Raw genomic sequence first — 14,094 nt, forward strand, 5'->3', positions numbered from 1 at the left:
TCTTGAGGCTGTTCATAGTTCTGTGTCAGCGTAAGTCACAGATCCACATATTGATCGACCCTGTTCGGGAAGTGGATACTCAACTGGGATAACGTCAGATTCCAGTTGAGTACCGGATGCGTCCACTTCTCGGAGGCCTTCAACATCCCCGCATCCCTCAAAACCTAAACCCAGCTCACCACTCTCACCTCGGGCGGCACGGCGGATATCAAAGTCGCCGGGAACACCGACATTACCGGCGCGCTCATTGCCACCGTCGATGAAAACGGCAACGACCTCAACAACCTGACGCTCAACACCGGCAGCCTGAGTTACAGCGATCTCAACAACACCGACTACCGTCAGGATCAGTCGGCAGGCATCACCACCAGTGTCGGCGTGCAGCAAGGGGGAATCGATTCCACCTACAACAGCAGCAACCTGCAGTACACCAACACCTCGTCCTACAGCAAAGACAAAACGCTCGCAACCTTGGGGCAGGGCGAGATCACCCTGAGTGATGACAGCGACCTCACGGCGCTGAACCGCGATACCAGCACTACCAGCCGGGATCTGTTCGAAGTCGACCGCCAGCAGGGCAATGTGGATGTCACCCTCGACCACCGCCTGCTGACGGAAGAAGGGCGCAATAATATTGCCGAGGATGTGAAGCGGAATGAGCTTGGTTTGTCCTCGCTTGCCGATGTGGTCACCAAAGATTCCGTCTCTCTCGGTGATACTTTTGAGCATGTTGATAACGTTCAGAAAAACCTGGATGTTCAGAAGCTGGTTGCATCGCAGGCAGAGGGCAAGTTTGCGGTCATATTAAATAATCTGGATACAGCAACAGCCTCAGAAAAGCAGGCTGCAATTAACGCGTATGCCGCCGCCTATGCCGAAGTGTATGGCGTCAATATTGAGTCGGCATTGGTTGTCGCGGTCACCAAGATGACGCACGGGGCACATTACATGAATGGTAATGGTGCCAGCCAAATCGTTATCAATGACGAAACCATGAAGAATGCGAAGGACTACATGACAACGTTAGGTCATGAAGTCACGCATGGTCAGGTTGCGCAGGGCGGATTAGACAGCCGTGAAAATAAAACGCTGAATGAAGAATATGCCAGCCTGATGGGCAGATATTCAGCGGACAACTACGCCTTTGTATTGGAAAACAGCGGGCTGGGAACGGTTAGAGAAGGAGATATCAACCGCCATCATGGGAATCAGTCAGCGCTCATCAGTCGTAACAGTTCCAACTATCTGGCGGACGAAGCGCTATTGCCCGCAGGCAGTATCGAGTACTACCTGAATCAGGAAGAAGTGCAGAATAAACTGTCTCTGCTTGCCAGTTGTAACCAGCAAGGGGCAGGCTCTGCGGTTTGTCAGCAGCTGAATCAGACCAATCAGCTTGACCACATGCGGGATGCAGAGCTTCAGGCGGCTTGCCAGGACATGAGCAGCCCTGGTTGCCGGGCACAGATAGCGAAGGCACAGGCCGCGCTGAATTCGTTTGATGAAGGGGTATCACCCTGGGACGACACCCGTTTCGGACAGGAGCAGGAAAGCATTCGGGTGGTGCTGAATGATCCATCGGGCAGAGCGCGTCAGGCACAGCAAGAGAAATTAGATTTAGCGTTCAACGTATTGGCAGACTTTTCGCCTGGTGTAGGCGATGCCAAAGGGTTCGCAGAGGCGGAGACGAAGCTGGACTACTTGCTGGCAACGGTCGGACTCGTTCCTGTTGCTGGTGACTTAGTGAAAATGGCAGCCGATGCATTGAAGGCGGGTAAAGTCGACGAAGCACAGAAACTCCTGAGTAAAGCGCAGGAGCACCTCCAGCATGTGGATGCGGACTTTGACCTGCCAGATCTGGCTCTGCCGGCCCCCCCCCATCTGGATAAAGCTCCGTCTATGGATTTAGATGTTTCGGGGACGCGTTTGGGATCACCGGAAATGGACAGCTCGCTGACGAAGCAGGATGTTGAGGGACATGCTGGTGATGTTGGGGGCAACGATGTTAGTCTTCAGCGAGGAACAACAGGCGACTGGAATAAGTTAGCAAATAATCCTGAGCCAAATACACGCTATGAATTTGAAAATGGTTATAGTTATAAGACAGACGCAAATGGTCGAGTAAACGAGGTTGAGGCTGAACTGCAGCTTGAGCCGTGGGACAGGAATAACTATCAGCAAAAAGTGTCTGGTCGCGATTGTAGAGAAACGAGTGACTGTGGAGGTCACTTGATTGCATCAATGTTTGGTGGACCCGGTGAAGGCATTAACTTAGTGCCAATGAATGCTAAACTTAATGGCTCTGGCGGAGAGTGGTATAGGCTTGAAACACAGTGGAGAAACGTGCTTGATAATGGAGGAACAGTAAAGGTTAAAATTGAGCCTAAATACTCAAGTAATAGTAAGCGGCCAGAAAGTTTTAAAGTAAACTATTCCATCAATGGAGTAGTTCAGATTCCGATGGATTTAAAAAATACACCAACAGGTAATTAATAAAATGAATGAAGATCAAGTAATATATAACGAAATTGGAAAAGCATTATGGAGTATAATGCCTCACCATGCATCAGTAATATACTGCCTAGGTAGGGTTTATCCTGAGACACATCAGGTTGGCCCTGAGTGGATTGATAAGCAAGGTAAAGTGAATCGATTTAACGTTGATGAATACCCAGTTGACATATGCGATAAAATAAGTCATTTGGCGATTAGTCTTCAAAAACTTCCTCCTTACAAGAGAGAGCCTTGGACACATTTTAAATTTACGCTATTTCCGAAAGGTAAGTTTAAAATGGAATTTTCATATATTCCTCAGGATGACTCTTGGCCTGGAGTTTTTATGAGAAGGGTAAGTGATCTAACTCTAGAGGAAGCAAAGAATTATTATATTCCCGAAAATGAGTGGAATAAATGCATTGAAAAATATAAAGAAAAATGAGATTTCACCTTGAATGGTTTCTTGGCTTCAAGTGTTTTTATTAGGGTTTTGAGGTTAAAGTTATTGGGTGGGTTGATGCTTGACTTTTTTGATGCATCTGAGAAAGTGTCTGATGATGCAATAAAAGTTTTGGAGTCATTTATTGGGGCTTCCTTGCCTGAAGATTATTATGTTTTTTTATCCAGTAAAGGAGGGGGATATCCTCAACCGGATTGTTTTCGTTTTATGAATGAAGATGAAGGTTCTTCGATTCAGCGCTTTTATGGATTAAACCGAAGCGATGATTATGATTTAGTTAGAAAACTAAAAACCTATAGTAATCGTATCCCTTCAGAGTCTATACCCGTAGCTTGTGACCCTGGTGGTAATCAAATTTGCTTGATGATTAGAGGAAAGAATAGAGGGAAAATATATTTTTTGGATCATGAATTTGAGTCTGAATATGATCCCGCGATACCAAATGAATTTAATATGAAACTGATATCTAATTCCTTTACTGAGTTTATCAATGGATTTTATGATTTAGAAGTTTGAGTACAGTGATTACAGATACAGATATTTTAAGGAAATCAGTTTTACTGACAGCATAATCTATCAAAGAGGCTGTTCATAGTTCTGTGTCCGCGTAAGTCACAGATCCACATATTGATCGACCCTGTTCGGGAAGTGGAGGCTCACCTGGGATAACGTCAAATTCCAGTTCTGTACCGGATGCGTCCACTTCTCGGAGGCCTTCAACATCCCCGCATCCCTCAAAACCTAAGCTCAGCTTACGGCCGAGATCAAAGTTGCGGGTAACACTGACATCACCGGCGCGCTCATTGCCACTGTCGATGAAAACGGCAAGGATCTCGGCAGCCTGACGCTCAACACCGGCAGCCTGAGCTACAGCGATCTCAACAACACCGACTACCGTCAGGACCAGTCGGCAGGCCTCACCACCAGTGTCGGGGTGCAGCAAGGGGGGATCGATTCCACCTATAACAGCAGCAACCTGCAGTACACCAACACCTCGTCTTACAGCAAAGACAAAACGCTCGCAACCTTGGGGCAGGGCGAGATCATCCTGAGTGATGACAGCGACCTCACGGCGCTGAACCGCGATACCAGTACTACCAGCCGGGATCTGTTCGAAGTCGACCGCCAGCAGGGCAATGTGGATGTCACCCTCGACCACCGCCTGCTGACGGAAGAAGGCCGCAATAACATTGCCGAGGATGTGAAGCGGAATGGCATCTTTGTTGATGCCGTCATGGATGCGGCACAGAAAGAAAGCATTGGCCTGCTGGGTGATGCCGAAAACGGCGTAGAGAATTTCTTTGCCCATCAGGACAACAAACAGAAATTCTTTACCGCTACCAAAAACTTCGTCACCGGGCCAGAGAATGCGGCACTGGTCGCTGTGCTGAACGACAGCCACGCCACCCCGGCGCAAAAACAGGCAGCCTACGGTGCGTTGTCGGGATACATCTCAGATGAACTGGGCATTACTCCGGCAGAAGCCCTGCTGGCCGTGGTTGAAACCTATGGTGATCAAGTCACCAAAGGGGCGTATGCCAACGGCACCCTGTACATCAACGACAGTGAACACTCTCGCCTTGAAGATGCGGTCAACACAGTCGGCCATGAAACTCAGCACCATATAGACGCGCAGCGCGGGCATCAGGGTGACGGTGAGACTTACGAACAGAACCGCGAGCAGTATGCCGAGGTGATGGGGGAAGCGACAGAAGATTACCTGAGCTTCAACTACAGCAATGCCGGTCATGGCGAATTTGGCGGCTGGAATACCCAGAACGGCACCCAGGGCAGCGAGCTGATTTCGCAAAACCAAAGTCGTTTTGACCACGACAGGCAAAACGGGCAGATGGATTTCCGCTTGCCGAATGAAAAAGAGCAGCATGCCCTGAATAAACTGGCCGGGGATGACCCGGCGAAACAAAGGGAACTGTTGAGCGCCGCCTGCGCGATGATCAAATGTTCGGCAGAGTTTGCTTATGGGAGTGATGAGCGGGCTTACTATCAGGCACTGGAAGCGGAAGGAGCCCAGAACACCGATGCCCAAACGGTTCTGAAAAACTACCACGAGAGCTATGTACAGCAGGGTAACAGTTACCCGGTTGCAGAGACTGTTGTCATCAAAGGCCAGTTTGGTTATGGGGCAATTGATCGACTGAGCGATTCAGAAACGCTGGCGATGAATCATCAAGTGCTGGTTATCGCAGAAAATTTGAATCTTTCAGAGGCACAGGCGGCAACATTCGCTCACTTTTTCAAGACGCTCAGATAGCTTATTGAAACGCTTAAGCGACAATGAACAGGTCTTATTAAATGTGTGCAGATCCCTGAGAGTTGCAGCGAAAAGAAAGCATGATATGGCTCCCGCGAGTGAGTGGTTACTTGATAATTTATATTTAATCGAAGAGCAAATCAGTACCGCCCGATTGCATTTTTCCAAAGGCTACAGCCGGGAATTGCCTCGCTTAGCCTATGGGCCATCTAAAGGGTTACCAAGAGTCTATGATATCGCACTTACTATAGTGGCTAATCGTGATGGACAGATTGATCAAGAGTCCTTGCGCCGCTTTGTAGCTGCCTATCAAACCATAAGTCCGCTTACGTTGGGAGAGTTATGGGCCATTCCTATCATGCTGCGCCTGGCATTAATTGAAAACCTGCGGAGGATCAGCGCTCGCCTGGCAGTCTCATGTCAGCATTTGCATCTAGCCCGAAGCTGGGCTAACCAATTAATCACGACGGCTGAAACTGATCCTAAAAATTTGATTCTTGTGGTTGCGGATATGGCGCGTTCAAGCCCTCCTATGGTCAGTCCATTTATTGCAGAGCTGACAAAGCAGCTTCAAGGGCATGGCCAGGCTCTCACTTTGCCACTAACCTGGATTGAGCAGCGGCTTTCTGAACTGAGTCTGACGATAGACCAGATGGTGCGTTCCGAAAATCAACAACAAGCTGCGGATCAAGTCTCAACGAGTCATACCATTGGTAGCCTGCGATTTCTTGAAGCCAATGATTGGCGCGATTTTGTCGAAGAGATGAGCTTGGTTAATCAAATCTTATTAAAGGATTGCGGTGGGTTCTATGGTGCCATGGATTTTTCCACCCGTGATCGTTATCGGCATGTGGTTGAACAGCTTGCCAGACGATGGGGATGGACTGAAACAAATGTAGCGCAGTTGGCCGTGGACCTTGCTCAGAAAGCGGCGCAGAATACCGATAGTTCAACTGAAAAATCACATGTGGGATACTACCTTATTGGTGATGGATTTGAACTGCTTAAAAAATCAGCCCGCACCAGATCATTCCCCCTTCCGGGCAATAAAAAAATCAAAATTCTTTTGGTGGGGATGGCCCATGTCGGGGCCATTTTCATCATGGCGTTACTATTTTGTTTCGGGCTGCTATCCGAAGCACACAAGGCCGGTTTTAATGGCTGGCAAGTGTGGCTCATGGGGGGATTATTGCTGCTGGCGGGGAGTCAACTATCCTCTTTAGTTGTCAATTGGCTTACAACGTTACTGGTCCCACCTCACCCTCTGCCCCGTATGGATTACTCCAGTGGTCTGCCGCAGGAAATGCGTACGCTAGTCGTTATACCGAGTATGTTGTGTTCTAGCCAAAGTGTTGAGAGCTTACTTGAAACACTTGAGGTACATTTTCTGGGTAACAGAGATACGCATTTATATTTTGCACTGCTGACTGACTTTACCGATGCTGACAATGAAGCCGAGGAAAGTGACGACGAACTATTAAATAAAGTAGTGGCCGGCATTGAAGCGCTTAATAGCCGCTATTCTACAGCAAACACCCAAGGGAATGTTCAAGACCGATTTTTTTTGTTTCATCGTCCTCGGCGATGGAATCCGGTTGCCATGCGTTGGATGGGGTATGAGCGTAAGCGGGGAAAATTAGCTGATCTGAATCTCGTGTTACGAGGCGGCGGCATTGGGGCTTTCTCCCGCGTAATTGGTCACATTGAATTACTGCCTTCGGTCCGCTATGTCATTACGTTAGATGCAGATACACAATTACCACGTGATTCAGCACGCCAGCTTGTGGCGACGATGGCCCATCCTTTAAACCGCCCGCAGTACAATAAAGATAAACGCATAGTCAGTAACGGTTACGGTATCTTACAGCCTCGCATGGCCGCGAGCCTGCTAGGCACTTATCGGTCACGTTATGCACAGTTGTTTAGCCTTGAAGCCGGAATAGATCCTTACACGCGGGCGGTTTCCGATGTTTATCAAGATCTGTACGGTGAGGGATCTTTTGTCGGTAAAGGAATCTATGATGTTGATGCATTCGAGTATGCGCTAAAAGAACGTTTTCCTGAAAACCGGATTCTGAGCCACGATCTGCTTGAAGGATGCTATATCCGCTCGGGCCTACTCAGCGACGTACAATTGTATGATGATTATTCAGCCACTTACTTTGCGGATGTTCAGCGCCAAGAGCGGTGGATACGTGGTGACTGGCAAATTGCACAATGGTTGTTACCTTGGGTGCCAGTGTACCGTCATGGTTACCAGAGAAATCCCTTGTCGGCACTATCACGCTGGAAAATTTTTGATAACCTGCGCCGCAGTTTAATTCCATCGTCATTGTTATTGTTACTGCTGTTAGGGTGGTTTGGCACCCCTGATGCGTGGTTATGGTCATTCACTGTAGTGGGTATTTTAATATTGCCAGGGTGGCTGATGGCGGGAGTGAATATCTTCCGTTGCGGTAAGGATATCCGCTTGGGTTATCACCTGTTTACCGTTTTACGCTCGGCGGGACAAAGTCTTATTGAAATCGGGTTTAAACTGGCCTGTTTACCTTATGAGGCAAGTTTTAGTTTTGGAGCAATTATACGCAGTATTTATCGCCTTCTTGTTGCTAAAGAGCGGCTATTAGACTGGGTTGTTTCTTGCCGGCATACAACGACGGCTGATGTTGGATTTATGGCATCATACAGAAAGATGGCCATAGCACCATTGCTGGCCATGCTCTGTTTTATCGCTCTGTTATTATTTCAACCGTCAGCGTTTTGGGCGGTGGTCCCGATTCTGCTGCTGTGGCTCCTTGCTCCTTCTTTTGCGTGGTGGTTAAGTCGCCCTGCAGTGAAGACTAACGTCCAGGTCAGCCAACAGCAGACTATTTTTCTGGGGAAAATAGCCCGTAAAACATGGGCATTCTTTGAAACATTCGTGACTGCCGATGATAACTGGCTACCACCGGATAATTACCAGGAACGACCAGGTCCGATACTCGCGCATCGTACGTCACCAACCAACATCGGCTTGTCATTGCTGGCGAACCTGACGGCGATGGATTTTGGATTTATTGGCTGCGGGGAATTATTACGGCGCACTCAAAATACCTTTCGCACACTGGCAAAGCTGGAACGTTATCAGGGCCACTTTTGCAATTGGTACGACACCCAAACTTTGCAGCCATTGCTACCCCGTTATATATCATCGGTAGATAGCGGTAACCTGGCGGCCCACTTACTGACCTTACGAGCAGGTCTACAAAACTTGCCAGAAAATCCGCTGATACCCACACGTGTTTTTCAGGGATTGGCCGATACCCTCGCATTATTAGAGGATGCATTGACAGCATATAAACCTGCCGATACCCAGGAAGAAAATAAGCTAACCCAATGGAAACTATGTCTGGAAGATATGAAAAATCTTTTGGTCCCTGCCTGTCAGGCGCCATCAGACAGCCTGGAATACACGGAATTACATACTCAGATTCTGCTGTTGATAACGTTGCAAAAGCATGTTGAACAAAATATTGATGCTTCAGAGATCTCTGAAGACGGTACGGAGTCAGAAATTCATTATTGGGCGATGACTTTTCAGCATCAATGCCAGGCTTTTATCGATGAATTGCAGTGGATTTGTCCCTGGCTGAAACAACCCGTGGCTATGGATAGCTTGAAGTCATTAGCATTGCTCAATGACTTAGTCAGTTCAGGAAAATTAAGCGATTTAAATAACATACAATCGCTCAGAGATCTTGTTGTTTCATTGAAGCAGTGGCTTGCGGTGATTGATGACTGTTTCAGCCGATCTCCGGAATGTGCCAATCGAGAAGAATTGACTATTTTGCATACTACCTTGATGCAGGCAACAGCCCGTGCGAACGAGCGAATGGAACTGTGTGAAAATTTGGCTTCATTAGCCTGCGATTTCGCGACCATGGAGTACCATTTTTTATATGATAAGTATCGCCACTTACTCTCGGTCGGCTATAACATTGATGAATTTCGTCGTGATAATAGTTATTACGATTTACTGGCGTCTGAGGCCCGCTTAGCCACCTTTGTTGCTATTGCTCAAGGTAAATTACCACAGGAAAGTTGGTTCGCTTTAGGCCATCTTCTGACGACCTCGGGCGGAGTGCCAACTCTGATTTCCTGGAGCGGCTCGATGTTTGAGTATCTGATGCCGTTACTGGTTATGCCCACTTATCACGGTACGTTGTTGGATCAAACGTATAATGCGGCAGTAAAAAGACAAATTGCGTATGGCAATATACGCTCGATTCCCTGGGGTGTGTCGGAATCTGGTTTTAGTTCAATAGATGCCAATCAAAATTATCAATATCACGCTTTTGGGGTACCAGGCCTGGGATTGAAACGGGGTCTTGCTGAAGACTCTGTGATAGCGCCCTATGCTTCTGCTTTGGCTTTAATGGTTGATCCACATGCTGCTTGTGCAAATCTGCAACGTCTATCCGATCTGGGCTGTGAAGGACGATATGGTTTCTACGAAGCGATTGACTATACACCTGCGCGAATGACCCGCGGTCGCAATCACATTATTGTCCGCTCTTTCATGGCTCATCATCAAGGCATGTCACTTCTTGCTTTGGGCTATGTACTGCTAGACCAACCCATGCAGAAACGGTTTGAATCAGATCTCTCATTTCAGGCAACGTTGTTATTGTTGCAAGAGAAAATTCCCAAGTCCACTATTGTTCATACCCATGTTGCAGAGCATTCGGAAGGTAGCGCATTTTTTGATGAACCTGCGATGCCTTTGTACCGGCCCATCGATTTTGATACGCGGTCACCTGAAGTACAGTTACTCTCAAATGGTCGTTATCATGTAATGTTAACGAATGTCGGTGGAGGCTATAGCCGCTGCAACGGGGTCGCCGTGACTCGCTGGCGCGAAGATCCAACTTGCGATAATTGGGGCGCATTTGTGTATTTGCGTGATCCAGAAACGGGGAACTTTTGGTCTGCAACTTATCAACCGACCTTAAAAAAGGCCGATCGTTACGCGGCTATGTTTTCAGAAGGCCGAGCAGAATTTCGCCGCAACGATCACGATTTTGAGACATATTCCGAAATAGTTGTCTCCCCGGAAGATGATATTGAACTCAGGCGTTTGCGTATTACAAATCGAAGCAGTGAGCGCAGAATGATAGAGATCACGAGTTATGCTGAAGTTGTACTATCGGACCCTGCAGCGGATGAAAGGCAGACTGCGTTTAATAATCTGTTCATACAAACAGAAATTGTCAGCGAACGCTGCGCTATTTTATGCTCTCGTCGGCCCCGATCCGGAAGTGAGTCACCGCCCTGGATGTTCCATCTACTGTCTTTTAACGGAGCGAAAGTCGGAGATGTTTCTTATGAAACCGATCGTACCCGATTTATTGGGCGGGGAAATACACTGGTTGCGCCTCAGGCAATCAGCGGTGAACAGCCGTTATCCAATAGCCAGGGTTCTGTGCTTGATCCAATAGTGGCTATCCGGTGCAGCATCACCTTGGAGTCCGAAGAATCTGCCACCATCGATTTAGTCACTGGCGTTGCTATAAATAGAAAAGGATGTCTGGCCTTAGTTGATAAGTATCAGGATCGACATTTTGCCGATCGTGTGTTCGATCTTGCCAGTACACATAGTACGATTACGTTACGACAGATCAATGCAAGCGAAACGGATGCGCTACTGTATCGCCGCCTTGCTAATACCGTCTTATATAACACTCCGGCGTTAAGAGCAGACGCCAGTATACTGATACAGAATCGTCGCGGACAGGCAGGCTTGTGGGGCTATAGTATTTCTGGTGATCTGCCCATTGTGCTGTTGAGAATCAGTGACATCAGCAACATGAAATTAGTCAATCAGCTAATTCAGTGTCACGCGTACTGGCGTCTGAAAGGTTTAGCCGTCGATTTAGTTATCTGGAATGAAGATAATGTCGGCTATCGTAAGCAAATTCAAGATCAGATTCTGGGGTTAATTGCAACGTGTACTGAAGCTCACGAAATTGATAGACCTGGAGGTATTTTTGTCCGCGGCTCCGAACAGATCTCAGATGAAGACAAAATACTTTTGCAGGCGGTTTCGTGCGCGATTCTTACTGATCGGGCTGGCACCTTTGAGGAGCAGGTTAACCGGCGTGACTCCGCGAGAATTCAAATTGAACGCTTAGCATCCAGTCGTTATTTGAGCACTGAAAGTCATACTGTTGCGAAAACGATACAGCCTGATTTGATTTTGTCTAACGCTTTAGGTGGTTTTACTGAAGATGGTAATGAGTACTGTATAACGACTACACCTAAGCAAACGACACCTTTGCCCTGGGTAAATGTTTTAGCGAACGCTAACTTTGGCAGCGTAATTACCGAGAGCGGATTAGCCTACACTTGGAGTGAAAATGCCCATGAATTTCGGCTCACGCCTTGGAGCAATGATGCGATAGGTGCAAGTAGCGGCGAAGCATTTTATCTACGTGATGAAGACAGCGGCAAATTTTGGTCGCCCACTCCGTTACCATGTCAAGGTCAACAGGCCTATATAGCACGTCATGGCTTCGGGTATAGCACCTTCGAGCACGTTGAATGGGGCATCCACTCGACATTGATGGTGTACGTGCATCTGCATGACACTGTAAAATTTTCAGTATTAACTGTACGTAATGACTCAGACCGAAGACGGCGTATTTCTGCGACGGGCTATGTGGAATGGGTATTAGGGGATTTGCGTGCTAAATCTAGCCCTCATATTGTCACAGAAATTGACCCCAATAGCGGAGCTCTCTTTGCCCGTAATAGTTACAATACTGACTTCGCAGGGCGCGTAGCATTCTTCGATGTTGATGATATGTCACGTAGTTTAACCGCAGACAGAACCGAATTCATAGGCCGTAATGGCTCTCTGGCACAGCCGGATGCACTGACAAGGGCGCGGTTGTCTGGACGGGTTGGGGCAGCTCTGGATCCCTGTGGGGCTATTCAGGTATCTTTTGATCTTTTGCCCGGCCAGGGGAGAGCTATTATTTTCCGTCTGGGCGCGGGACGCGACTTGGCTCAGGCTCGCGACCTGGCGTTGCGTCTTCGAAAAACAGATACGGCCAGCACTGTCTTGGAAAACGTAAAACAGTATTGGAAAAAAACACTGGGTGTAGTGCAAGTGGTTACGCCAGATCCGGCACTCAATGTGTTGGCGAATGGCTGGTTATTATATCAGACATTGGCCTGCCGGTTGTGGGCTCGCAGCGGCTTTTATCAGTCAGGTGGGGCTTTCGGGTTTCGCGATCAATTACAGGACGTCATGGCGTTGGTACACGCTGAACCTGCTTTGGTGCGCGATCATTTGTTAAGGGCTGCTGCCCGTCAATACCTAGAAGGTGACGTACAACACTGGTGGCATCCACCGCTAGGCAGCGGTGTACGAACTCGTTGTTCTGATGATTATTTGTGGCTGCCAATGGTCACTTGCCATTATGTGAAGAGCACCGGTGATAAGGCTGTGCTTGATATTAATGTGCCCTTTATTAAAGGTCGTCAGCTTAATTGTGGTGAAGAATCCTATTACGGCTTACCCGAACGTGTCACTGATGAAGCCAGCCTTTATGAACATTGTGTACGTGCGATTGAAAATGGGCTGAACATGGGTGAGTACGGGTTGCCTTTAATGGGATCGGGTGACTGGAACGACGGCATGAACTTAGTGGGCATTCATGGTACTGGCGAAAGTGTATGGCTAGGGTTTTTCCTGCATAAAGTATTGCTGGATTTCGCGGACTTAGCCCTGCAGCGGGGAGATGGCAGCTTTGCTGTACGTTGCCAGCAACAAGCGGCTGAGCTGAAGCAAAATCTTAATAAACACGGCTGGGATGGTGGCTGGTACCGGCGTGCTTATTTTGATGATGGCACAGCACTTGGTTCAGCAAAGAATACTGAATGTACTATTGATTCTATTTCACAAAGTTGGTCAGTGTTGTCTAACGCGGGCACACCAGAACGTTCGCAGTTGGCTATGAACGCAGTGGACGAACATTTGGTGCAGCGTAAAGAAGGGTTAGTTCAACTATTGGCCCCCCCATTTGACAAGTCGGCATTGAATCCAGGCTATATCAAAGGATATGTACCTGGTGTGCGCGAAAACGGGGGGCAATATACCCATGCGGCAATTTGGGTAGCTATGGCATTTGCAGAGCTTGGAAACAGTACCCGAGCCTGGGAAATACTTGGGTTGATTAATCCTGTGAATCATGGCCGCAGTACTCAAGCTGTTGAGGCGTATAAAGCTGAGCCCTATGTGGTTGCTGCTGACGTCTATGCCGTTTCTCCCCATATTGGTCGGGGAGGATGGAGTTGGTATACAGGATCGGCAGGTTGGCTATATCGATTAATCTTGGAATCCTTGCTGGGGGTCAAACGAGATGGAAATTATCTGCTTATCAAGCCTTGTTTACCATCAGGTTGGACTGAGTATACGGTACGCTACCACTTCGGCAGTACTGAGTACAATATTGTGATTGTTCAGCACCAATGTATCGATGAAAAAGAAAAAGTGCTGATTAAGCTTGACGGTCAGCCCGTAGATGAAAAAGGCGTGTTACTACTGGATGATCGGCAACCCCATCGTGTGGATGTGTCGATTACCCGTGATTGCAGTTCAGGGAACAATAGTACATAAATCAGATTCCAAGAGTTGTATTAACGGCTTATTATCTGTATTCGTTCCTACATCTCACGCCTGTAATCATACGTGCAAAGGGTAATGTCTTTTCTATTCACTGGAAAAGATGCAGAGATATTTTGGCTGGGAAAGGCATCATCAGCATCCGTTGCCGTTTGGGCGTTGCACCGACCTAAAGCGCGATCACTTTTTGTGCAAACACCC

Annotated in this window: 7 protein-coding genes; 5 read left to right on the forward strand and 2 right to left on the reverse strand. The window is 47.8% G+C overall.

Annotation, left to right across the window (positions count from 1 at the left end; all coding sequences use genetic code 11):
* Nucleotides 1–12 precede the first annotated feature (12 nt).
* Nucleotides 13–603, reverse strand: coding sequence for a hypothetical protein (locus H511_RS24980; protein WP_155804812.1), 591 nt, complete (start codon nt 601–603; stop codon nt 13–15).
* Between H511_RS24980 and H511_RS24040 the strand changes: the two genes are divergently transcribed.
* The 3 genes from H511_RS24040 to H511_RS0105710 all read left to right on the forward strand — a co-directional run bounded on the left by H511_RS24040 (nt 583) and on the right by H511_RS0105710 (nt 3,469).
* Nucleotides 583–2,490 (forward strand): DNA/RNA non-specific endonuclease, encoded by a 1,908-nt coding sequence (locus H511_RS24040; RefSeq protein WP_155804813.1) that lies wholly within the window; start codon nt 583–585, stop codon nt 2,488–2,490. The genes H511_RS24980 and H511_RS24040 overlap by 21 nt on opposite strands.
* 4 nt (nt 2,491–2,494) lie before the next feature.
* Nucleotides 2,495–2,935: an immunity protein YezG family protein gene (locus H511_RS0105705; protein WP_036758907.1), complete on the forward strand. Its 441-nt coding sequence runs from the start codon at nt 2,495–2,497 to the stop codon at nt 2,933–2,935.
* Between the two features lie 75 nt (nt 2,936–3,010).
* Complete coding sequence (locus H511_RS0105710) at nt 3,011–3,469, forward strand: SMI1/KNR4 family protein (protein ID WP_027251436.1); 459 nt, start codon at nt 3,011–3,013, stop codon at nt 3,467–3,469.
* 73 nt (nt 3,470–3,542) lie between these two features.
* Here H511_RS0105710 and H511_RS24585 read toward each other — a convergent pair whose 3' ends face one another.
* Complete coding sequence (locus H511_RS24585; RefSeq protein ID WP_155804814.1) at nt 3,543–3,896, reverse strand: hypothetical protein; 354 nt, start codon at nt 3,894–3,896, stop codon at nt 3,543–3,545.
* On the opposite strand from H511_RS24585, the gene H511_RS0105715 reads away from it, so the two are divergent.
* Both H511_RS0105715 and H511_RS22705 read left to right on the forward strand, forming a co-directional pair.
* Nucleotides 3,888–5,225: a hypothetical protein gene (locus tag H511_RS0105715; protein WP_027251437.1), complete on the forward strand. Its 1,338-nt coding sequence runs from the start codon at nt 3,888–3,890 to the stop codon at nt 5,223–5,225. The two genes, H511_RS24585 and H511_RS0105715, sit on opposite strands and share 9 nt — an antisense overlap.
* 85 nt (nt 5,226–5,310) lie before the next feature.
* A complete protein-coding gene (locus H511_RS22705) occupies nt 5,311–13,887 on the forward strand; it encodes a glycoside hydrolase family 94 protein (protein WP_081669204.1) in 8,577 nt (2,858 codons plus the stop codon).
* Nucleotides 13,888–14,094 lie beyond the last annotated feature (207 nt).

It is taken from the genome of Photobacterium halotolerans DSM 18316 (genome assembly GCF_000425165.1).
In the GTDB taxonomy this organism is placed as follows: Bacteria; Pseudomonadota; Gammaproteobacteria; order Enterobacterales; family Vibrionaceae; genus Photobacterium; species Photobacterium halotolerans.

Coding starts and splice junctions, on each gene's coding strand:
- H511_RS0105710 (WP_027251436.1), top strand. CDS start 3,011: ATGCTTGACTTTTTTGATGCATCTGAGAAAGTGTCTGATGATGCAATA.
- H511_RS0105705 (WP_036758907.1), top strand. CDS start 2,495: ATGAATGAAGATCAAGTAATATATAACGAAATTGGAAAAGCATTATGG.
- H511_RS22705 (WP_081669204.1), top strand. CDS start 5,311: ATGGCTCCCGCGAGTGAGTGGTTACTTGATAATTTATATTTAATCGAA.